Consider the following 23,977-nt stretch of genomic DNA (forward strand, 5'->3'; position numbering starts at 1 on the left):
AGGCGCAGCGACGGTCCCCGTGGCTGGGCTCGCCTGTGCAGACGATCACTAGGGAAGAAGAGCTTGGGGATGCCATGCGGCAGCTTGAGATAGCACTGATCGGCGCAGGGCTGATCGCACGGATGCATCTGGAGGCGTGGGTCGCCGCCGGGGCGTCCGTGCGTATCCACTCCCTGGACGGCCGTGCCGCGGACCTGGCCGACGAGTTCGGGGCCAAGGCCGTGGACTCCCTGGCCGACGCGCTGGACGGCGCGGACGCCGTGGACATCTGCTCGCCGACGGGCACCCACCGGGACATCGCCCTGGCCGCCATCGCCAGGGGCGTGGCGGTGGTGTGCGAGAAGCCCCTCGCGGCCGACGTCGCCGAGGCCGAGGAGATCGTCGGCGCGGCGGAGCGGGCCGGCGTGCCGGTCTATCCGGCGCATGACATCCGCTTCGCCCCCGCCTTCGCCCGGCTCCACGAGCTGGTGGCCGACGGCCGTCTGGGAGCGGGTACGGTCGCCCGGTTCACCGTGGCCGGATACCACCCTCGGGCCTGGGCCGGTCATGCCTCGGCGGAGTCGGGCGGAATCCTGACCGACCAGATGCTGCACGGCGTGGACATCGCCTACTGGCTGTTCGGGGACGTCGTACGCGTACACGCGCACTACCAGGGGGAGATCGCCGCACCGGCCCCACAGGGCACCGCCGCCACCGGAACGGCCGTCCTCACCCACGCCAGTGGCGCGCTCAGCCAGGTCGTCGCCCGGTGGACTCCGACCCCGCAGCCGCCCATCCGCGTCGCCTACCACGTCTGCGGCACCGGCGGCACGATCGTCCACGACTCCGAGTGGCCCCAGGAGATCACGGTGTCCGGCGGCCCGGCCGGCGCCTTCGCCTACTACGGGGAGTCCCCGTTCTTCGCCGAGATCCGTGAATTCGCCGATGCGCTCAGAGGCGGGCCCCAGCCGCGTCTGGTGTCCCACGACGCCCTGGCCGCCGTCCGCATCACCCAAGCCGCGGCACGCTCCGCCTGGACGGGGCGCGCCGTCGAACTGCCCGTGAAGGGAACCGCCGCATGAGGGTCGCCGTCCTGTCCTTCGCCCACGAGCGCGCCGAGACGTACGCCCGTCTGCTGCACGCCCTGCCGGACGTGGAGCTGGTCGTCGCCGACCCCGAGGGCGCGGCCCGGGGGAGGGACACCGGGTGGGCGTACGCGGAGAGCTTGGACGAGGTCTTCGCGCAGCGTCCGGACGCCGTGATCGTCACCGCCGAGACCGGCCGCCGCCGCGAGCTGGTCGAGCGGGCGGCCGCGGCCGGGGCGCACGTGCTGTGCGAACACCCCCTGGCGGCCGACGAGTCGGACGCCGCGGCCATGGTGCGGGCCTGCGCGGACGCCGGTGTACGGCTGAGCCTCGCCTCCCCGGCCTGCTACGCCCCGGCCTTCGCCGCCGTACGCAAGCAGATCGCGGACGGTGCGGTCCTCGGCGCTCTGACGACCGTGCACGGGGCCTGCACCGGCCCGCGACCGGCACAGGGCGGAGCCCTGGACACCCACGCGCCCGCCCTGCTCGACATGGTGGACCTGCTGCTCGGCGGCACACCCGCCCAGCAGGTCTACGCCCAGACCAACAGCGTCCTCAGCACCGCCCCGGACGTCGAGAGCGCCGCCCTCGTCACCGTGCGCTACGCCGACGGAACCGTCGTGTCACTCGACTGCAGCTGGGGCGCGGACGGCGACCTGTCGGCCACGGCCGGACCGACCCTGAGCGTCATCGGGGACAAGGCGAGCGTGGAGTTCACCGCCTGGCCGCGACTGCTCGGCGGATACGACGCCGCGGGCTCCCGGGAACGCTGGGTGACGCGCGGGGACGATCCGTACGCCGTCATGCTCGGCGCGTTCCTCGCCGCGGTCCGCGACGGGAACGCGGTCGGACCGGACGGGGCGACAGGACTGCGCACGCTGCGGGTCATCCGGGCGGCCCGGGAGTCGGCGCGCACCGGGCAGCCGGTCGAGGTGCCGGTGCCAGTGCCGTAGCCAGGTGGAATGAGCGGAGCGGGCCCGTCGCCTTACCGGCGACGGGCCCGCGTCTTCGCGTGCGCCAGGTCGGCGCATCGGCTAGTCGATGCGTTCGGCGGTGAGCTGCCAGACCTGCGACAGGATCTGGCCCTGCGCGTCGAGTTCCAGGTCGTCGGCCGGCGCCTTGCCGGTCAGCTGGCGGAGGATCTCGGGGGTGAGGGAGGTGTCGTACAGGGCCGGCTTGATCGAGGTGATGTTCCACAGCTTGCCGACGGTCTCGCGGAGGTTCTGTTCGCTGATCCGCTGCAGGACGGGGAAGGCCGAGCGCAGTTCCTTGGCGAAGCAGAAGAGGTGCAGTCGCGCGCCGGGCTTGGTCGCACGGTGCAGCGCGGCGACGTACTTCTGCTGGTTCTCCTCGTTCAGGCAGTGGTAGAGCGCGCTGTCGACGACGGTGTCGAAACGGTTCTCGAAGCCGTCGAGGGTGGCCGCATCGGTGACGGCGAACTCGACGTCGAGGCTCTGGGCGCGGGCGCGCTTGCGGCACTCGTCGATGGCGTTGGCCGACCCGTCGACGCCGGTGACGCGGTAGCCGCGCGAGGCGAGGAAGATGGCGTTGTCGCCGAGTCCGCAGCCGACGTCGATGACCTCGCCCTCGATCTGGCCGGCGTCCTCCAGCGCCACCAGGGCCGACTGGGCCCGGCCGATGTCCCACGGGGTGGGCAGGGCGTCCGGGGTGTCCTCGCGGTAGCCCTCGTACACGGCTTCGAGGTTGAGGTTCTCCAGGGTGACGTTGCGCAGCGTGTACTTCTGTTCGGTCACGTGAGTCTCCAGCGAATGATGTGTTGGGCGTCGTGGGACGGGCTGTGTCGGCGGGGCGGCCTCGGTCTGGCAGGCCGATGCGCGACTCGACGGTTCTCAGCCGAGGTTCAGCGGGATCCGCTCGGCCCGGGTGAAGCCGGGGCGCAGCGTCCACGGGATCTGGTCGCGGGCCACAGCGAGGGACACGTCCGGGAACCGGGTGAACAGCGCGTTCAGCGCCACCTCGGCCTCCAGGAGGGCCAGCGGGGCGCCGAGGCAGTAGTGCGCCCCCTGTCCGAACCCGAGGTGGGCGTGGCCGGTGTCGCGGCCGACGTCCAGGCGCCGGGGGTCCTCGTACTTGCGCGGGTCGGTGTTCGCGGACAGGAGCAGCGGAATGATCGGCTCCCCCTTCGGGATGGTCACGCCGCCCAGCTCGACGTCCTGGACCGGATAGCGGGGCTGCCCGAACTGGGCCGGGCCCAGGCGCATGAGCTCGTTGACCGCCTGCGGCCAGCGGGACGGGTCCTCGCGCAGCAGCGCGAGCTGGTCCTGGTTCTCCAGCAGGGCGAGCACGGAGTTGCCCAGCAGGTACGTCGTGGTCTCGTGCCCGGCGATCACCATGGTGAAGACGAGGGAGACCATCTCCCGGTCGGAGAGGCGGTCGCCGTCGTCCTCCTGGGCCTGGATGAACGCACTGATCAGGTCGTCACGGGGTTCGGCGCGGCGGCGCGCGATGATGTCGAGCAGCTGGCCGACGCTGTCGCGGAAGACGGTGGGGAGCCGTTCGACGTGCGCCATGGGGGTGGACAGGACGCTGCCCCAGTCGTGCCACTGCGGGCGGTCGTCCTCGTCGATGCCGATCAGCTCGCAGATGACGGTGATCGGCAGCGGGTAGGAGAACGCCTCCATGAGGTCGACCGGGGCACCGTCGCGTCCTGCCTCCGCCATCCGGTCGAGCAGGGAGGTGGTGATCTCCTCGATCCGGGGGCGCAGCCGGGCCACGCGGCGCGCGGTGAAGGCGCGGGAGGCGAGGCGCCGCAGGCGGCGGTGGTCGGCGCCGTCGATCTCGAAGATCTTGTCGGCGAGGTAGTCGACCAGATCGGTCGGGATGTTGAGCTTCTTCATGATCGTGAACCGGTCGCGCGGCGCGGCCCCCGGCACCGATGCCGGGTTGTTGACGAACACGGGATCGGTCACGAGCCGGCGCACGTCGGCGTAGCGGCTGACCAGCCACATCGGTGGCCCGCCCATCAACGTGCCGGTCAGGATCGGGGCCTGCTCGCGCAACTTGGCGTACTCGCCGAACGGATCGGCCGTCAGCTCCGGCGAGAGCAGCTCGACCGCAGCGGTCGGGTTCCCGATGGTGGTGGTCATGGATGTTCCCCTTCTGCGTCAAAGAAAAGGCGGACCGAATGAAACGGCGTACCCGTGTTTCCCAGTGCGCCGTTCACCACAACCGACCCGGCTCTTCGGCAGGTTGGGAACGGAATGGCCGACGCGGCAGGCACGGTCCTCCGCTGTGGTGATCAGCGAGTTCGACACTCTGCGATCACCGGAAGCCGTACCTGCCGCGCTCGTGACCAGTGGCGATCCAGCGGATGTGTCCGTCGGGAATGATGGGGCCGCGCCCACGGTTCCTCGAAGGAAATTGCGTCACCCGTGGAGTTCTTCTCCATCGGGACAGGGGATGGCCGGGGCTACTGGGCCAGCTTCTCCAGGGTTTCGTGCGCGTTCGCCAGGGAGGCTTCGGCCAGCGGCTTGAACTGCGCCATCTGCGGCGCCACGGTGGCCATCGTCAGCTCGGCGGTCACGAACGTCAGGTCGTCGCCGAGGCCGATCGCCTCGAGGATCGCCTTCAGATACGTCTGCTGGTAGTCGAAGGCCTCGCGCGGCGTGCCGGGGGCGTAGGAGCCGCCCCGCGTCAGCACGGCGACGACCTTCTTTCCGCTGAGCGGACTCGGAACCGCCATGTGGCCGGGGTGGACGATGCGGTCCAGCCACGCCTTGAGCGTCGACGGGATCGTGAAGTTGTGCATGGGGACGCCGAGGACGATCACGGACGCGTGGAGCACTTCCCGCGTGATCGCCGCGGTCAGCTCGCGCTCCTGCGCACTCTGGCCGTGGTCGGTGTCCGGGTAGATGAGCGACTGGTGCACGGGCTCGGTGATGTGCGGGATCGGCTGAGCCGCGACATCGCGGTAGACGTACCCACCGTCCGGGTGCTGTTTGCGCCACTCTTCGGCGAAATAGGCCGACAGTCGCCTCGATACGGATTCAGTACCGAGACTCGAATCGACATGCAGAAGGTGCGACATGCGGACATCCCCTTAACGGTCGCGAAATGCGCGTGTGATCGACCCGCGGCGGCTTTCAATTCGCCGCGACAGCATGGTCTTGATCTCTGCGGCCAGACTATGTGGGTCGTTGACGGCGCAACATCCCTCAAGCTGGTAGGGGCCGGTCCGTCGCCCTCGGACCGAGCGAGGGAACTGGAGTTGTCCTCAAGCGGATCTGGATCAGAATTCAAGGACACCGCCCGCACTCGAAGTGCGTTTCAGGACCGCTCGAGATCCATGCCCCCCTACCAGGCCGAGGGGTGACCGCCCGTGGCCGCTCGCCTAATCTGGCTGCGGAGACGCCGGAATGGCGGGCATGAAAAACCGGGGAAGGATTCCATGAGCGACGCAATATCCTTCGAGGAACCATGGGCGCGCACCCACCAGTTCGACCCTCCCGCGATATTCGACGCGCTGCGGAAAGAACGACCGCTCGCGAAAATGGTGTATCCCGATGGACATGTCGGCTGGATCGTCTCCAGCTATGAACTGGCGCGGAAGGTCCTCAGCGACCTGAGGTTCAGCCACAGCACGGAGATCGGCCACTTCCCGGTGACGCACCGCGGACAGGTGATGCCCAACCATCCGCGGATTCCCGGGATGTTCATTCACATGGACCCGCCCGACCACACCCGCTACCGGCGGCTGCTCACCGGCGAGTTCACCGCCCGTCGGGCCGGTCAGCTCATGGCGCGGGCGGAGACCGTGGCCGCCGAGCAGATCGGCGTCATGCGGGAACACGGCTCGCCCGCCGACCTCGTGGCGAACTTCGCCAAGCCGCTGTCCCTGCGGATCCTGTCCGAGTTCGTCGGCCTGCCCTACGGCGAAGCCGACCGCTACGGCCACGCACCGACGCTCCTGCACGACTCGGACGCCGACCCGCAGGAGGCCGCGGCCGCCATGCAGCAGGCGGTCGCCTTCTTCGCCGAGGTGATCGAGCGCCGGCGCAAGGAGCCCGAGGACGACCTCATCAGCCGCCTCATCGCCGGCGGGCAGCTCACCACCGAAGAGCTGTGCAACATGGTCACGCTGCTCCTCTTCGCGGGCTACGAGACCACCGAGAGCGCACTCGCCGTCGGCGTGTTCGCGCTCCTGCACCACGCCGACCAGCTGGCGGCGCTGCGCGCGGACCCGTCGAAGCTCGACGCCGCCGTCGAGGAACTCCTGCGCTACCTCACCGTCAACCAGTACGACACGTACCGCACCGCCCTCGAGGACATCGAACTTGCCGGTGAGACGGTCAAGAAGGGCGACAGCGTCACGGTCTCCCTGCCCGCCGCCAACCGCGACCCGGCGAAATTCGGGTGCCCCGCCGAGCTGGACATCGACCGCGAGACCTCCGGTCACATGGCGTTCGGCTTCGGGATCCACCAGTGCCTGGGCCAGAACCTGGCACGCGTCGAACTGCGCGCCGGCTTCTCCGCTCTCCTCCGCGCATTTCCCGACCTCAGCCTTGCCGTTGATTTCGAAGAGGTGCCGCTCCGGCTCAAGGGATCCGTCTTCGCGGTGAAGAGCCTGCCCGTCTCCTGGTGAACTCCCTTTTCCCCGAAAGGACCTGCGGCACCGTGCGCACCGACCTCATCAAGCCCCTGCCCGTCGTACTCCAAGAGCACGCGACCCGTTTCCCCGACAAGGTCGCATTCGCGGACGACCGGCGAGCGGTCACCTACGGGGACCTCGAGGCACGGACGCGCCGCCTGGCCGGGCATCTGGCGCACCTCGGCGTCGAGCGCGGCGACCGCGTGGCCATCTGCCTCGGCAACACGGTGTCCACCGTGGAGAGCTACCTGGCGATCGTGCGCGCCGGGGCCATCGGGGTGCCGCTCAACCCCGCCTCGGCACCGGCCGAGCTGGAGTACCTCCTCGCCGACAGCGGCGCCACGCTGGTCGTCACCGACGCCGCGCGGGCGGAGCGCTTCACGGGCGCGCCGGGGGAGACGTCCAAGACCGTGATCCTCGTGACCGGCGGGGTTCCGGAGGGTCTCCTCGGCGGGTCGGGAGTCCACGCGTACGACGAACTCGCCGAGCGCGAGCCGTCCGTGCCAGCCCGGGACGATCTCGCCCTGGACGACGTGGCCTGGATGTTCTACACGTCGGGGACGACCGGCCGGCCCAAGGGCGTGCTGTCGACGCAGGCCAACTGCCTGTGGTCCGTCGCCTCCTGCTACATACCGATCCCGGGGCTCACGGACCAGGACCGGGTGCTGTGGCCGCTGCCGCTCTTCCACAGCCTCTCGCACATCGCGTGCGTGCTGTCCGTCACCGTCGCCGGTGCCACCGCACGCCTCATGGACGGCAGCTCCGCCGAGGACGTCATACGGGTGCTGCGCGAGGACGGCACGACCTTCCTGGCCGGTGTCCCCACCACCTACCACCACCTGGTGACGGCCGCCCGCCACAGCGGCTTCCGCGCGCCGGACCTGCGCATCGGGCTGGTCGGCGGCGCGGTCACCGGATCCGGCCTGCGCCGCGACTTCGAGGAGACCTTCGGGGTCCCGCTGGTCGACGCCTACGGCAGCACCGAGACCTGCGGCGCCATCACCATCAACCCGCCGGACGGCGCCCGGGTCGACGGCTCCTGCGGCCTGCCCGTGCCGGGCGTCGACGTCCGCATCGTCGACCCCACCACGGGAGCCGACGTCCCCGCGGGGCACGAGGGCGAGGTCTGGGTCAGCGGGCCGAACGTTATGGCCGGCTACCACAACAGCCCCGAGGCGACCGCCGAGGCGCTGCAGGACGGCTGGTTCCGGACCGGAGACCTGGCCCGGCGCGACGAGGCCGGCTACTTCACCATCTGCGGCCGGATCAAGGAACTCGTCATCCGCGGCGGCGAGAACATCCACCCCGAGGAGGTCGAGGCGGTCCTGCGCGGCGTCGAGGGCGTCGCGGACGCGGCGGTCGCCGGCGCATCGCACGAGACGCTCGGTGAAGTACCGGTCGCGTACGTGATCCCCGGCCCCACCGGCTTCGACCCCGCTTCCCTGATCGCCCGCTGCCGCGAGCAGCTCTCCGCCTACAAGGTGCCGGAGCGGATCCACGAGGTCACGGACATCCCCCGCACCGCCTCGGGGAAGATCAAGCGACGTCTCCTGGCCGAGCAGCCGGGCCGCCTGCGCTACGCGGCGAGCGGGCACCACGACACGCTGATGGGCGTCGAGTGGGTTCCGGCGCCGCGGCCGCACAACGCCGGTACGTTGGCGCGGAGTTGGGCGCTCGCCGGTCCCGGGGCGGGCCGGCTCGCCGGTGCGCTGGAAGCAGCGGGCGGCGTGGTGCGCCACTACCCGGACCTGGCGGCGGTGCGCGCCGCCGTGGCCGACGGCGAGCCGGTTGCGGACGTGACCCTCCTGGTGCCGCCGACCCGAGCGGAGGACGGGCAGGACGCGGCCACGACCACGGCCACGACGACGACCACGGCCACGGCCACGGCCACGGAGGCGGATGCGGACGCGATCGGCGTGGGGCGTGGCCGGGCCCGGCTGCTGGCCGAGGACGTGGACGCCTGGCTGGCGCGACCGGAACTGGCGGCCGCCAGGCTGGTGATCCTCACGCGCGGAGCCGTCGCCGTGGAAGCGGCGGACGCGGCGGACGGCGCCCAGCAGCTCGCCGAGGCCCCCCTCTGGGCTGTCGCGCGCTCCCGCCAGGAGGGCCGGCCGGAGTCGTTGACCTTCGTGGACGTTCTGGACGAAGGCCAGGCCGCTACGGACTCCTTGGACTCCCCGGACTCCCCGGACTTCCCGGACTTCCCGGACTTCCCGGACGTCCTGGTGGCGGCGCTAGCCTCTGACGAGCCCCAGATCGCCGTACGTTCGGGCGCCCTGCTGGTTCCCCGGCTGATGCGCCTGCCTGTCGCCGACCGCCCGCAGCCGGACCCCTGGCCCGGAGCCACCGGCACCGTGGTGGTCACCGGAGCGGACACCGAGCGCGGCGCGGCGCTGGCACACCGTCTGGCCACCGTCCACCGAGCGCGGAACCTGCTCCTCGTCAACGCCCCCGGCGCCCCCGGCACCACCCCCGGCGACGAACTGGCCTTCGCCGGGACGAGCGTCGTCCGGATCACCGCTGACGCAGCCCGTCCCCAGTCGCTGCGGGACGCCCTGGCCGACCTGCGCCATCCGGTCACCGCGGTGGTGCACGCCGCCGACGACCCCGAACTGGCCCTGCAACTCGACCACATGACGGCGGGGGAGGAGCACCTCTGCGCCTTCGTCATCGTGTCGTCCGGTGCCGCCGGGCTGCTGGGCTCTCCCGACGACCCGGCCGCGGCCGTAGACGCGCTGCTGTGCGACGCGGTGATACGCAACCGCCGACTGCGGCACCTGCCCGGCTCGTACCTCGCCTGGGGCGGACGCCCCGGCGAGACCGACGCATCCGGCCCGACCAGCGAGGACGCGGGCCGACTGCCTCAGGATCTGCTCTCCGCTTTCGATATCGCGCTGACGACGAACCCCCGGTCGCCGCTGGCGGTGCTGCCCGGCGCACCGGCAGGTGACACTCGAATGCCCGCGATCCTGCGTTCCCTGGTCGAGGAGCCCGCTCGACCGGGCGAGCCGGACGAGGCCCTCGCGGCAGCCCTGCGCGACCGGCTCTCCGGACTCCAGGAGCGCGCGCAGCTCGCACACGTCGAAGACCTGGTCCGCACGCAGGCTGCCGAGGTGCTCCAGCAGGCAGGTCCCGAACGGGTACCGGCCGACCGCGCCTTCCGCGACCTGGGCTTCACCTCGATGGCCGTCGTCGCACTGCGCAACCGGCTGACGGAGAGGACCGGACTGCGCCTGCCCACCACGGCCGCCTTCGACCACCCCACCCCGGCGGCCCTCGCGGCCTTCCTGCGGTCCGAGATCCTCGGAGACCCGGGGCCCGCACCGGTGACCGGGACGGTCCTGGCGGCCGACCCGAACGAACCGCTCGCCATCGTCGGCATGGCCTGCCGGCTGCCGGGCGGTGTCTCCTCGCCCGAGGAGTTGTGGAAGCTGGTCGTCGACGGCATCGACGCCGTCTCCGACTTCCCCGAGGACCGTGGCTGGGACCTGGAGGGCCTGTTCCATCCGGACCCTGCTCACCCGGGCACCTCGTACGCGAACCAGGGCGGCTTCCTCCACGACGCGGGCCTCTTCGACGCGGGGTTCTTCGGGATCTCGCCGCGTGAGGCGCTGGCGATGGACCCGCAGCAGCGGCTGCTGCTGGAGACCTCCTGGGAGGCCCTGGAGCGGGCGGGCATCGACCCGGTCTCGCTGAAGGGCGCCGATGTCGGCGTGTTCTCCGGGCTGTTCGGCCAGGGGTACGGGACCGGCGTACCCACACCTGAGCTGGAGGGCTTCGCGACCACAGGGCTGGCGTCGAGCGTGGCGTCGGGCCGGGTCTCGTACGTCTTCGGCTTCGAGGGCCCGGCGGTGTCGGTGGACACGGCCTGCTCGTCGTCGCTGGTGGCGATGCATCTGGCCGCGCAGGCGCTGCGGCAGGGCGAGTGCTCCATGGCACTCGCCGGCGGCGTCGCGGTGATGGCGACCCCCGACCACTTCGTGGAGTTCTCCCGGCAGCGAGCGCTGGCCGCCGACGGTCGGTGCAAGGCGTTCTCGTCCACGGCCGACGGTACGGGCTGGGCCGAGGGTGTCGGCGTGGTCGTGCTGGAGCGCCTGTCGGTGGCGCGGGAGCGCGGGCACAGGGTTCTCGCGGTGCTGCGGGGGAGCGCCGTCAATCAGGACGGCGCGTCGAATGGCCTTACGGCTCCGAACGGGCCCTCGCAGCAGCGGGTGATCCGCAGGGCGCTGGCCAGCGCGGGGCTCGCCCCGGCGGACGTGGACGTCGTGGAGGCGCACGGCACGGGTACGGCTCTGGGTGACCCGATCGAGGCGCAGGCGTTGCTGGCGACGTACGGCAAGGGCCGGAACCCGGAGAAGCCGCTGTGGCTGGGCTCGCTGAAGTCCAACATCGGTCACACGCAGGCCGCCGCGGGTGTGGCCGGTGTGATCAAGATGGTGCAGGCGCTGCGGCACGGGACGCTTCCGGCGACCCTGCACGTGGATGAGCCCACGTCCCAGGTGGACTGGTCCGCGGGTGGGGTGGAGCTGCTGACCGAGGCCAGGGAGTGGCCGCGCGACGGTCGTCCGCGTCGTGCGGGCGTGTCCGCGTTCGGCGTCAGCGGGACCAATGCGCATTTGATCCTGGAAGAGGCGCCTGCCGAGGAGACGGCTGCTACGAAGGCGGCGCCCGGTGGTGTGGTGCCGCTGGTGGTGTCGGCGCGAAGTGAGGCCTCGCTGTCGGGGCAGGCCGAGCGGCTCGCGGCGTTCATCGAGGGCGGCGACGGGGTGTCGCTGGCGTCGGTGGCCGGGGCGCTGGTCGCCGGCCGTGCGGTGCTGGGCGAGCGTGCGGTGGTCGTGGCCGAGTCGGATGCGGAGGCGCTTGCCGGGCTGCGTGCGCTGGCGCGCGGTGAGAGTGCGGCGGGTGTCGTCTCCGGTTCGGGTGGGCCGGGCAAGGTTGTGTGGGTGTTCCCGGGTCAGGGCTCGCAGTGGGTCGGTATGGGCCGGGAGTTGCTGGAGTCGTCTCCGGTGTTCGCGGAGCGGATCGCCGAGTGCGCTGCCGCGCTGGAGCGGTGGGTGGACTGGTCTCTCGTCGATGTGCTGCGTGGCGAGGCCGAGCCCGAACTGCTGGAGCGGGTCGATGTGGTGCAGCCCGCCAGCTTCGCGGTGATGGTCGGTCTGGCGGCTGTGTGGTCGTCGGTGGGTGTTCGTCCCGATGCGGTGCTGGGGCACTCGCAGGGTGAGATTGCGGCCGCGTGTGTGTCGGGTGCGCTGTCGCTGGCGGATGCCGCGAAGGTGGTTGCGCTGCGCAGCCAGGCGATCGGTGAGCGGTTGGCGGGGCGTGGTGGCATGGCCTCGGTCGCGCTGACCGAGGACGAGGCTGTCGCGCGTCTTGAGCGTTGGTCGGACCGGGTCGAGGTCGCGGCCGTCAACGGCCCGTCCTCCGTGGTGATCGCGGGTGACGCGCAGGCGCTGGACGAGGCGCTTCAGGCCCTTTCGGACGACGGTGTCCGGGTGCGTCGGGTCGCGGTGGACTACGCCTCGCACACCCGCCACGTGGAGGACATCCGCGACGCCCTCGCCGAGACGCTGGACGGCATCGAGGCTCAGGCACCGGCGATCCCCTTCTACTCCACGGTCACCGGCACCTGGGTCGACCAGGCCGGTGTCCTCGACGGGGACTACTGGTACCGCAACCTGCGCGGCCAGGTCGGCTTCGGACCGGCCGTAGCGGATCTTCTGGGCCAGGGCCACAACGCCTTCATCGAGGTCAGTGCCCACCCGGTCCTCGTCCAGCCGATCACCGAAACCGCCTACGACGCCGATGCCGGCACCTACACGGTGGTGACCGGCTCGCTGCGCCGGGAGGACGGCGGACTGCGGCGCCTGTTCGCCTCGATGGCCGAGGTGTTCGTGCGCGGCGTCCCCGTGGACTGGGCCGGGGTGCTGCCGGACGGAGCCATGTCGGCGGGCGTGGACCTGCCGACGTACGCCTTCGAGCACAAGCACTACTGGCTCCAGCCGGCCGGGACCGCGACCGATGCGACCTCTCTCGGGCTCGCCGGGGCCGATCACCCGCTGCTCGGTGCGGTCGTCAGCATGCCGAACTCGGGTGGTCTCATGGCCACGTCGAGGTGGTCCCTCAAGACGCACCCCTGGCTCGCCGATCACCTCCTGGCCGATTCGGTCGTCGTGCCGAACGCCGCCCTGGTCGAACTGGCCATCCGGCTCGGTGACCTGGCCTCGGCCCCCGTCATCGACGAACTGACCGTCGGCACGCCCGTCGTGCTGCCGCAGCACGGCAGTCGTAGCGTCCAGGTCGTCGTCGGCGAGGCCGACGAGACGCGGCGGCGGCCGGTGGAGGTGTACTCCCGCGCCGGGGACGCCCCGTTGGACGCGGAGTGGACGCGGCACGCGCACGGCACGCTGGTGCCCGCGGCCACCGGCGAGGTGCTCGCGCCCGCCGGGCCGGACACCGAGGTCAGCGAGGTCACCGAAGTCGCCCTGGACGGTGCCGCGCTGCGTGACGCGGGCCGCTACGGGGTACACCCGGCGCTGCTCGACGCCGCCGTTCGCACGGTCGTCCCGAGCGGCATGCTGCCGTCCGTGTGGACCGGTGTGTCCCTCCTCGCGTCGGGCGCCGCCGCACTGCGGGTGCGCCAGGGCGGTACGTCGGCGCAGGGTACGCCGCTGCTGCTGACCGACCCCACGGGGCAGCCCGTCATGACGGTCGAGGGCGTGCGCGGAGTGCCGTTCTCGCCCGAACAGGCCGGAATCGGCGGGGTGTTGCCGCCCGACTCACTGTTCCGTGTCGACTGGACGCGGGTGCCGCTGCCCGCCGTGGACCGGGCCCTGGCCGTGGTGCCTGTCGCGAGTGGCGAGGACGTCGCCGCGTCGGCCGGCGGGGACGGGATCGCTCCCGAGATCCTGCTGTACGACGCCCGGGCCGCGCTCGTGGAGGGTGACCCTCGTGCGGCGGTCGGCGCGGCCCTCGCCGTCCTTCAGGCATGGCTCGCGCAGCCCGCCCTGGAGGAGACCCGGCTGGCCGTGGTCACCGGGGACTGCGACGGGCTCGCGGCGGCCGCGGTGTGGGGGCTGGTGCGCTCGGCGCAGTCGGAGCACCCGGACCGGATCGTCCTGGCGGACCTCGACGAGGACTCCCGCTCGGCTCTGCCGGCCGTGGTCCTGAGCGGCGAACCGCAGGTGAGGGTGCGCGGCGGTGTCGCCGAGGTGCCCCGCCTCGTACGGGTGCCGGGCGTGGCCGGCGAAGCCGGGGCGCTCGCGCGCCCGCTCGATGCCGAGGGCACCGTACTGATCACCGGCGGCACCGGAACGCTCGGTGCGCTGACGGCGCGGCACCTGGTCACCGCGTACGGCATCCGCCACCTGGTGCTGGCCAGCCGCCGTGGCGACGCCCCGCGGCTGCGCGAGGAGCTGACCGCGCTGGGCGCGACGGTCACCGTCGTCGCCTGCGACACCTCGGACCGGTCCCAACTCGAAGCCCTCATACGGGAGATACCGGCCGAGCATCCGCTGACGGCCGTCGTGCACTCCGCCGGGACACTGGACGACGGGGTGCTCACCGAGCTGACCCCGCAACGCGTCGACACCGTGCTGCGGCCCAAGCTGGACGCGGCCCTGCACCTGCACGAACTGACCCGGGACCTGGACCTCGCCGCGTTCGTGCTGTTCTCCTCGGCGGCGGGCGTCCTCGGCAACCCCGGACAGGGCAACTACGCCGCCGCGAACGCCTGCCTGGACGCCCTGGCGCGGCAGCGGCACCGGCTCGGCCTGCCGGCCGTGTCCCTCGCCTGGGGCTACTGGTCGACGGTCAGCGCCATGACCGAGCACCTGGGCGCCGCGGACCTGCGGCGCAACCAGCGCATCGGCATGGCCGGGCTGACCGCCGCCGAGGGCATGGCCCTCCTGGACGCCGCCCTGAGCAGCGGGACGGGCACGGACGGCACGCTGGTGGCGGCCAAGTTCGATGTGCCGGCGCTGCGGCGCGCGGCGGCCGACGGTCCCGTGCCGGCGCTGCTGCGCGGTCTCGCGCCCGCACCGCGGCCGGCGGCCCGGGCGGCGGCCCCGTCCGCGGCCGGGTCCCTGGCGGAGCGCCTCGCCCCGCTGAGCGGTACCGAGCAGACCGAGGCCCTGGTCGGTCTGGTGCGGCGGCACGCCGCCGAGGTCCTCGGACACAGCTCCGTCGACGCCGTACGCGCCGACCGGTCGTTCAAGGACGCCGGGTTCGACTCGCTGACCGCGGTGGAGCTGCGCAACCGGCTCGTCGCCGCGACCGGCGGCGCCCTCTCCCCGGCGGTCGTCTTCGACTATCCGAAGCCGACGCTGCTCGCCGAGCACCTGCGCACCAAGCTCTTCGGCGGTACGCCCGAGCCGACGGCCGAGACCGCCGCCGCCCCGGTCACGGGTGACGAGCCGATCGCGATCGTGGCGATGGCGTGCCGCTTCCCCGCCGGGGTGCACAGCCCGGAGGACCTGTGGCGGATGGTGGCCGACGGCGTCGACGCCGTCACCGAGTTCCCCGACGACCGCGGCTGGGACACCGACCGGGTCTTCGACCCCGACCCCGACCACGCCGGCACCACCTATGTGCGCCACGGCGCCTTCCTCGACGACGCCGCCGGATTCGACGCCGCCTTCTTCGGTATCTCGCCGAACGAGGCGCTGGCGATGGACCCGCAGCAGCGACTGCTGCTGGAGACGTCGTGGGAGGCCTTCGAGCGGGCCGCGATCGACCCGACGACCCTGGCCGGGCAGGACGTCGGCGTGTTCGTCGGCGTCAACAGCCACGACTACAGCGTGCGCATGCACCAGGCGTCCGGTGTCGAGGGATTCCGCCTCACCGGCAGCTCGGGGAGTGTCCTGTCCGGCCGTATCGCGTACCACCTCGGCTTCGAGGGCCCCGCCATCACCGTCGACACGGCCTGCTCCTCCTCGCTGGTGGCCCTGCACATGGCGGCGCAGGCCCTCAACCGTGGCGAGTGCACCATGGCGCTGGCCGGCGGTGTGATGGTGATGGGCACCGTGGAGACGTTCGTCGAGTTCTCCCGGCAGCGCGGTCTCGCACCCGACGGCCGGTGCAAGGCGTTCGCCGACGGCGCGGACGGCACCGGCTGGTCCGAGGGCGCCGGGCTGCTCCTGGTGGAGCGGCTCTCGGACGCCCGCCGGCACGGGCACCAGGTGCTGGCGGTGCTGCGCGGCAGCGCCGTGAACCAGGACGGCGCGTCGAACGGTCTTACGGCTCCGAACGGGCCCTCGCAGCAGCGGGTGATCCGCAAGGCCCTGGCCCACGCCGGTCTGTCGACGACGGACGTGGACACCGTGGAGGCGCACGGCACGGGCACCACGCTCGGCGACCCGATCGAGGCGGAGGCGCTGCTCGCGACGTACGGGCAGGGCCGCGATCCGCAGCGGCCCCTGTGGCTGGGATCGGTGAAGTCGAACCTCGGCCACACCCAGGCCGCGGCGGGCGCCGCCGGCGTGATCAAGATGGTCATGGCGATGCGGCACGGCGTCCTGCCCCGGACACTGCACGTGGACCGGCCCTCGACCAGCGTCGACTGGTCGTCCGGAGCCGTGGAACTGCTGACCGAGGCACGGGAGTGGCCGCGCGACGGCCGCCCGCGCCGCGCCGGAGTGTCCTCCTTCGGCATCGGCGGAACGAACGCGCACGTCATCCTCGAAGAGGCCCCCGACGAGCCGGCGCCCACCGCGCCGCGGCCCGCGCCGTACCCGGCCGACGCCCCCGTGCCCGTACCGGTGGCCGCGCGGACGGCGGCCGGACTGCGCGGCCAGGCCGACCGGCTCGCCCGCTTCCTCGACGAGCGGCCCGATGTACGGCTGCCCGACGCCGCGTACGCCCTCGCCACCGCCCGCGCCCAACTCGACCACCGCGCCGTCGTCCTGGCCTTTGACCGGGACCGGCTGCGCGCCGACCTCACCGCCCTCGGGCAGGGCGCGGCGAGCCCCACGGTCGTCACCGGCACCCCCGCCGCCGGCAAGCTGGCCGTCCTCTTCACCGGCCAGGGCAGCCAGTGGGCGGGCATGGGCCGCGAACTCGCCGACACCTTCCCGGTCTTCCGGGACGCCTTCGCCGCCGCGTGCTCCGCCGTGGACGCACACCTGCGCGGGCACGCTAAACGCCCGCTGCGCGATGTCGTCCTCGCCGCGCCGGGATCGCCCGACAGCGAGCTGCTCGACCGCACCATGTACACCCAGGGTGCCCTGTTCGCCCTGGAGACCGCGCTGTTCCGGCTCTTCGAGTCCTGGGGTGTGCGACCGGACCTGCTCGCCGGGCACTCGATCGGCGAGATCACCGCCGCGCACGTCTCCGGAGTCCTCGACCTGGACCAGGCCGGCGAACTCGTCGCCGCGCGCGGCCGGTTGATGCAGGCCCTGCCCGAAGGCGGCGCGATGGTCGCCGTCCAGGTCACCGAGGCCGAACTCGCGCCCCTGCTCGACCGGGCGCCGGGAGTGGTCTGCGTCGCGGCGGTCAACGGCCCCGACGCTCTGGTGCTCTCCGGCGCAGAGGACGCCGTGCTCGCCGTCGCCGGTGAACTGGCCGAGCGGGGCCGCAAGACGCGCAGGCTGACCGTCAGCCACGCCTTCCACTCCCCGCTGATGGAGCCCATGCTCGACGCGTTCCGCACGGTCGCGGAGGGCCTGTCGTACCAGCCGGGTACCGTTCCCGTCGTCTCCACCCTGACCGGTGAACTCGCCCGGGACGGACAGCTCGCCGCCCCCGGCTACTGGGCCGACCAGGTACGGAACGCGGTGCGGTTCGGCGACGCCCTCACCGCGCTCGTCGAGCAGGGCGTGACGACCTTCCTCGAAGTGGGCCCCGGCGGCGTCCTCGCCGCGATGGCGCTCGGCACGCCCGGCGTCCAGGAGAACGGCTGTGTCCCCACCCTCCGCAAGGACGGCACCGAGCCCGCCGACGTCCTGACGGCGCTCGCGCACCTGCACGTACGCGGAGTGGACCTGGACTGGTCGGCCGTCCTCGGACACCCGGCCACCGAGACCGGGACCGGGACCGCGGCCGGGACCGAACTGCCCACCTACGCCTTCCAGCACCAGCGGTACTGGGTCGAGACCGACGCCGCCACGGCGGGCGGAGCCGAGGCCCTCGGCACCGCCAGCGCCCGGCACCCGCTGCTCGGCACCGTCGTCGAGGTACCCGGCGACGACGGCACCGGTGGCGACGGCACCGGCAGCGACGGCACCGGCGGCGACGGCACTGGCCACGACGGCATCGGCGGCGTCGTCCTCACCGGACGCCTGTCGCCGCGCAGCCGGGGCCTGCTCGGCGCGCCCACCGCGACGGACGGCACCACCAGGGTCCCGGCCGCCGCCCTCCTGGAGATGATCCTCAGGGCCGGCGACGAGGTGGAGTGCGGAGACCTCGGACAGATCGCCGTTGAGGCGCCGCTGACCATCCCGGCGCACGGCCACACCCAGATACGGGTCACGGTCGACGGCCCCGGCCCGGACGGGCGCCGCCGCGCCGCCGTCCACGGCCGCCCCCTCGGCCCGGACCAGGGAACCTGGACCTGCCACGCCCGTGCCGTCCTCGCCCCCGGAATGCCGCAGCCCGCCTTCGACCTGCGAACCTGGGCGCCGCCCGCGGACAGCGCCGCACCCCTGCCCGGCGCGCACCGCGTCTGGCAGCAGCAGGACGGCACGATCTTCGCGGAGATCGCGCTTGCGGACGAACTGGCCGACGAGGCAGCCGAGTTCACCCTGCACCCGGTACTCCTCGACACCGCGCTGCGCGTCCTGGAGGCCCGTACGGCAGCGGAGGCGAGCGGCACCGGGCAGCCCGCCCGCGACCTGTCCGACTGCGCCGCTGTGGCGGTGTACGCGCAGGGCGCCGCGGCGCTGCGGCTGCGGATCACCCCGGTGGTGGACGGCGAGCGGTACCTCGTCGAACTGGCGGACTCCGCCGGCGAACCCGTCGCCGCGCTGGGCCCGCTGACCCTGGACACCGTCGCCCGGGAGGCCGCGGAGGAGCACGCACCGCCGGCGTACGCGCACGACGACGCCCCCGACGCCTCCGACACCCCCCGCACCGCGCCCGCCGGCCTGACCCGGCGCGTGGTCGACCGCGGCGAAGGCGCGGGCGAGGCGTACGCCGCACGGCTGGCCGTACTCGCGGCCGAGGAACAGCACCGGGTGCTGATGGCACTCGTCAAGGAGAGCGTCGCGGTCGTGCTCGGCCACCGCGAGGCGGACGCGTTCGACTTCGACGCGGAACAGCCCTTCAAGAGCCTCGGCTTCGACTCGCTCGGCGCGGTCAAGCTGCGCAACCGGCTGCACGACTTCACCGGCGTCGAGCTGCCCGCCACGCTCGTCTTCGACTACCCCACCCCGGCGGCGCTGGTCCGCTACCTGCGCGCCGAACTGCTCGGCGAGCACGAGGAGGTGCCCGTCACGGCCCCGGCCGCGGTGGCCTCCGACGAGCCGATCGCGATCGTCGCCATGAGCACGCGGCTGCCGGGCGGCGCGGACAGCCCCGAGGAGCTGTGGAACCTCGTGCTGGAGTGCCGGGACGCGGTGTCCGGCTTCCCGGTCGACCGCGACTGGGACCTGGAGGGCCTGTACCACCCGGACCCGGCCCACGCGGGCACCAGCTACACCCGCTCGGGCGGATTCCTGCACGAGGCCGCGCAGTTCGACGCCGCCCTGTTCGGGATCTCGCCGCGCGAGGCGCTGGCGATGGACCCGCAGCAGCGGCTCCTCCTGGAGACCTCCTGGGAGGCGCTGGAACGGGCGGGCATCGACCCGCTGTCCACCCGCGGCAGCGACATCGGCGTCTTCACCGGCATCGTCCACCACGACTACGTGACCCGGCTCCACCAGGTGCCCGAAGACGTCCAGGGCTACCTCATGACCGGTACGGCGGCGAGTGTGGCGTCCGGCCGGGTCTCGTACGTCTTCGGCTTCGAGGGACCCGCGGTCACTGTGGACACGGCCTGCTCCTCCTCCCTGGTGGCCATTCACCTGGCCGCGCAGGCGCTGCGGCAGGGCGAGTGCTCCATGGCGCTGGCCGGCGGCGCGACGGTCATGGCCAGCCCGGACGCCTTCCTGGAGTTCTCCCGCCAGCGCGGCCTGTCCGCCGACGGCCGGTGCAAGGCGTTCTCTTCCACGGCCGACGGCACGGGCTGGGCCGAGGGTGTCGGCGTGGTCGTGCTGGAGCGTCTGTCGGTGGCGCGGGAGCGCGGGCACAGGGTTCTCGCGGTGCTGCGGGGGAGCGCCGTCAATCAGGACGGCGCGTCGAATGGCCTTACGGCTCCGAACGGGCCCTCGCAGCAGCGGGTGATCCGCAGGGCGCTGGCCAGCGCGGGGCTCGCCCCGGCGGACGTGGATGTCGTGGAGGCGCACGGCACGGGTACGGCTCTGGGCGACCCGATCGAGGCGCAGGCGCTGCTGGCGACGTATGGGCAGGGCCGGGACCCGGAGAAGCCTTTGTGGCTGGGGTCGTTGAAGTCGAACATCGGGCATACGCAGGCGGCCGCGGGTGTGGCCGGTGTGATCAAGATGGTGCAGGCGCTGCGGCACGAGATGCTTCCGGCGACTCTGCACGTGGATGAGCCGACGACGCAGGTGGACTGGTCCGCGGGTGCGGTGGAGCTGCTGACCGAGGCGCGGGAGTGGCCGCGTGGTGGCCGACCGCGGCGGGCCGGTGTCTCCTCGTTCGGTGCGAGCGGGACCAACGCGCATCTGATCCTGGAGGAGGCGCCCGCCGAGGAGGCACGGCAGGCGCTGGAGTCTGCGGGTGTGGTCCCGCTGGTGGTGTCGGCGCGCGGTGCCGGTGCGCTGGCGGGGCAGGCCGGGCGGCTCGCGGCGTTCATCGAGGACGCCGGTCGGGCGCCGCTCGCGAGTGTCGCCGAGGCGCTGGTGTCGAACCGGGCGCTGCTGGGCGAGCGTGCGGTGGTCGTGGCGGGGTCGGACGAGGACGCGGTCGCCGGGCTCCAGGCGCTGGCGCGCGGCGAGAGTGCGGCCAACCTGGTGGTCGGCGCCGCCGGTTCGGGTGGGCCGGGCAAGGTCGTGTGGGTGTTCCCGGGTCAGGGCTCGCAGTGGGTCGGTATGGGCCGGGAGTTGCTGGAGTCGTCTCCGGTGTTCGCCGAGCGGATCGCCGAGTGCGCTGCCGCGCTGGAGCCGTGGATCGACTGGTCGCTCGTGGGCGTGCTGCGGGGTGAGGATCCCGAGCTGCTGGAGCGGGTCGATGTGGTGCAGCCCGCGAGCTTCGCGGTGATGGTCGGTCTGGCTGCTGTCTGGTCGTCGGTGGGTGTTCGTCCTGATGCTGTGCTGGGTCATTCGCAGGGTGAGATCGCGGCCGCGTGTGTGTCGGGTGCGCTGTCGCTGGTAGATGCGGCGAAGGTGGTTGCGCTGCGGAGCCAGGCGATCGGTGAGCGGCTGGCCGGGCGTGGTGGCATGGCCTCGGTCGCGCTGACCGAGAGCGAGGCCGTTCAGCGGCTGGAGCGTTGGTCGGATCGTGTCGAGGTCGCGGCCGTCAACGGCCCGTCCTCCGTGGTGATCGCGGGTGACGCGCAGGCGCTGGACGAGGCACTTCAGGCTCTCTCGGACGACGGTGTCCGGGTGCGCCGGGTCGCGGTGGACTACGCCTCGCACACCCGCCACGTGGAGGACATCCGCGACGCCCTCGCCGAGACGCTGGACGGCATCGACGCCCAGGCACCGGCGATCCCCTTCTACTCCACCGCCACCGGCGCGTGGATCGACCAGGCCGGTGTCCTCGACGGGGACTACTGGTACCGCAACCTGCGCGGCCAGGTCGGCTTCGGACCGGCCGTGGCCGAGCTGATCCGTCAGGGTCATGGCGTCTTCGTCGAGGTCAGTGCCCACCCGGTGCTGGTCCAGCCGATCACCGAGACCGCCGACGAGAGCGACGCCGACACGGTGGTGACCGGCTCGCTGCGCCGCGAGGACGGCGGGCTGTCACGCCTGCTGGCCTCGATGGCCGAGCTGTTCGTCCGTGGTGTGCGTCTGGACTGGGCCGGAGTGCTGCCGGACGGAGCCACGGCGGCGGGCGTGGACCTGCCGACGTACGCCTTCGACCGGCAGCGTTACTGGCTCCGGGAGGCGGACGTGGCCGATGCCGCCGCCGATGTCTCCGAAGGCGCGGACTCCGACTTCTGGCAGGCGGTCGAGCACACCGATCTGGACTCGCTCACCGAGCTGCTGGAGATGGCGTCGGCCGACGAGCGCACCGCGCTCGGCACGGTCATACCCGTCCTCGCTCAGTGGCGCGGCAAGCGGCGTGAGCAGTCGACCGCGGAGAAGCTGCGCTACCACGTGACCTGGCAGCCGCTGGAGCGCGAGGCCGCCGGTGTGCCGAGCGGGCGCTGGCTGGTCGTCGTACCGTCCGAGCGTCCGGACGACACCGCGATCGACGCACTGCTGGAGGAGCTGAGCGGCCAGGGGCTCGGCATGGTCCTGCTGGAGGTCGGTGAGCGCGACCGTACGCGGGAGCGGCTGGCCGGGCGGCTGGCCGGTGCGCTGGCCGGACACGACGTGACCGGGGTGCTGTCGCTGCTCGCTCTGGAGGCGGCGGGCGGTCCGCAGGATCCGCTCGCGGTCACGGCGTCGACGCTCGCGCTGGTCCAGGCCCTGGCGGACGCCGATGTCAGCCAGCCCCTGTGGTGCCTGACCAAGGGCGCGGTGAACATCGGCATCCACGACACCCTCACCTCGCCCGCCCAGGCGGCGCTGTGGGGCCTCGGCCGGGCCGCCGCGCTCGAACGCCCCGACCGGTGGGGCGGGTTGGTCGACCTGCCCGCCAGGACGGACGCGCGTACGGCCCAGTACCTGCTCGGCGTGCTGAACGGCGCCGGGGGCGACGACCAGCTCGCGGTACGCCGCTCGGGCGTCTACAGCCGCCGGCTGGCCCGCAAGCCCGTGCCGGAGGCGACGGCCGCCGACGCCCGCTGGCAGCCCCGGGGCACCGTCCTGGTGACTGGTGGCGCCGAGGGACTCGGCAGGCACGCGGCGGTGTGGCTCGCGCTCGCCGGCGCCGACCGGCTCGTCATCACCACCACCGCGCACGCGCCCGACCAGGCCGTGCCGGAGCTGCGGGCCGAACTGGCCGCGCTCGGCGCCGCCACGATGGTGGAGTCCTGCGCGGACGCGGACCGGGACGCCCTGGCGCGTCTGGTGTCCGCGGGCGGGCAGCCGCTCACCGCGGTGGTGCACGCCGCCGACATCACGCGGACCAGCTCCCTCGACGACACCGAAGCGGCCGACCTCGCCGAGGTGTTCGCGGCCAAGGTGGACACCGCCCTGTGGCTGGACGAGCAGTTCGGGGACACGCCGCTCGACGCGTTCGTGGTGTTCTCCTCGATCGCCGGTGTGTGGGGCGGCGGCGGACAGGGCCCGTCCGGAGCGGCCAACTCCGTCCTGGACGCCCTGGTCGAGTGGCGCCGCGCCCGGGGGCTGCGGGCGACGTCGCTCGCCTGGGGCGCGCTGGACCAGATCGGCGTGGGCATGGACGAGGCGGCCCTCGCCCAGCTGCGCCGACGGGGCATCCTGCCCATGGCGCCGCAGCTCGCGGTGACCGCGATGGTGCAGGCGGTGCGGGGCAACGAGAAGTTCGTGGCGGTGGCCGACATGGACTGGGGGGCGTTCGTCCCCGCGTTCACCTCGGTCCGCCCCAGCCCCCTGCTCGCCGACCTGCCCGAGGCGAAGGCGGTACTCCAGGCGGCGCAGGGCGACAGCGACAACAGCGACGCGGCCTCGTCCCTCGCGGACTCCCTGCGGGCGGTCCCCGAGGCCGAGCAGAACCGCATCCTGCTGCGCCTGGTGCGCAGCCACGCCTCGACGGTCCTCGGCCACGGCGGCGCGGAGGGCATCGGTCCGCGCCAGGCCTTCCAGGACGTCGGCTTCGACTCGCTGGCCGCGGTGAACCTGCGCAACAGCCTGCACGCGGCCACCGGACTGCGGCTGCCCGCGACGCTGATCTTCGACTACCCCACCCCGGAGGCACTGGTCGGCCTGTTGCGCGCCGAGCTGCTGCGGGAGGGCGACGACGGTCCGGAGGCGCGTGAGGACGACCTCAGGAGGGTCCTGGCCTCCGTTCCGCTGGCCCGGTTCAAGGAGGCCGGCGTCCTGGAGACCCTGCTGGGCCTCGCCGACGAGAGCGACGGCCGAGGCGGCGACGACGAGAACCCGGACGCGGACGCGTCGGCTGCCGGGGCGTCGGCGACCGCCGGCGACGAGGAACTGATCGACGCGATGGATCTGGCCGGCCTGGTGCAACGGGCCCTGGGCAAGACGAGCTGACCACTGATGGC

At 72.8% G+C, this 23,977-nt stretch carries 7 protein-coding genes; 4 read left to right on the top strand and 3 right to left on the bottom strand.

Annotation, left to right across the window (positions count from 1 at the left end; genetic code table 11):
• Nucleotides 1-74: 74 nt before the first annotated feature.
• Complete coding sequence (locus AB0L75_RS30810) at nucleotides 75-1,061, top strand: Gfo/Idh/MocA family oxidoreductase (protein WP_365187422.1); 987 nt, start codon at nucleotides 75-77, stop codon at nucleotides 1,059-1,061.
• Entirely contained in the window at nucleotides 1,058-2,017 is a 960-nt protein-coding gene (locus tag AB0L75_RS30815; protein WP_365187424.1) for a Gfo/Idh/MocA family oxidoreductase, read from the top strand. Before AB0L75_RS30810 ends, AB0L75_RS30815 begins: the two co-directional genes overlap by 4 nt.
• Nucleotides 2,018-2,098: 81 nt before the next feature.
• Here AB0L75_RS30815 and AB0L75_RS30820 read toward each other — a convergent pair whose 3' ends face one another.
• From AB0L75_RS30820 to AB0L75_RS30830, 3 genes are all read right to left on the bottom strand, one after another.
• Nucleotides 2,099-2,818: a class I SAM-dependent methyltransferase gene (locus AB0L75_RS30820; protein WP_365187426.1), complete on the bottom strand. Its 720-nt coding sequence runs from the start codon at nucleotides 2,816-2,818 to the stop codon at nucleotides 2,099-2,101.
• Between the two features lie 96 nt (nucleotides 2,819-2,914).
• Nucleotides 2,915-4,171, bottom strand: coding sequence for a cytochrome P450 (locus AB0L75_RS30825; protein ID WP_365187429.1), 1,257 nt, complete (start codon nucleotides 4,169-4,171; stop codon nucleotides 2,915-2,917).
• A gap of 323 nt (nucleotides 4,172-4,494) precedes the next feature.
• Nucleotides 4,495-5,112 carry an NAD(P)H-dependent oxidoreductase gene (locus tag AB0L75_RS30830; protein WP_365187432.1) on the bottom strand — a complete coding sequence of 206 codons (618 nt, stop codon included), beginning with the start codon at nucleotides 5,110-5,112 and terminating at the stop codon, nucleotides 4,495-4,497.
• Between the two features lie 360 nt (nucleotides 5,113-5,472).
• On the opposite strand from AB0L75_RS30830, the gene AB0L75_RS30835 reads away from it, so the two are divergent.
• Together AB0L75_RS30835 and AB0L75_RS30840 are read left to right on the top strand one after the other, a co-directional pair.
• Nucleotides 5,473-6,666: a cytochrome P450 gene (locus AB0L75_RS30835; RefSeq protein ID WP_365187435.1), complete on the top strand. Its 1,194-nt coding sequence runs from the start codon at nucleotides 5,473-5,475 to the stop codon at nucleotides 6,664-6,666.
• A gap of 32 nt (nucleotides 6,667-6,698) precedes the next feature.
• A complete protein-coding gene (locus AB0L75_RS30840) occupies nucleotides 6,699-23,966 on the top strand; it encodes a type I polyketide synthase (protein WP_365187437.1) in 17,268 nt (5,755 codons plus the stop codon).
• Nucleotides 23,967-23,977 lie beyond the last annotated feature (11 nt).

This window comes from Streptomyces sp. NPDC052101 (assembly GCF_040680235.1).
Lineage (GTDB): Bacteria > Actinomycetota > Actinomycetes > Streptomycetales > Streptomycetaceae > Streptomyces.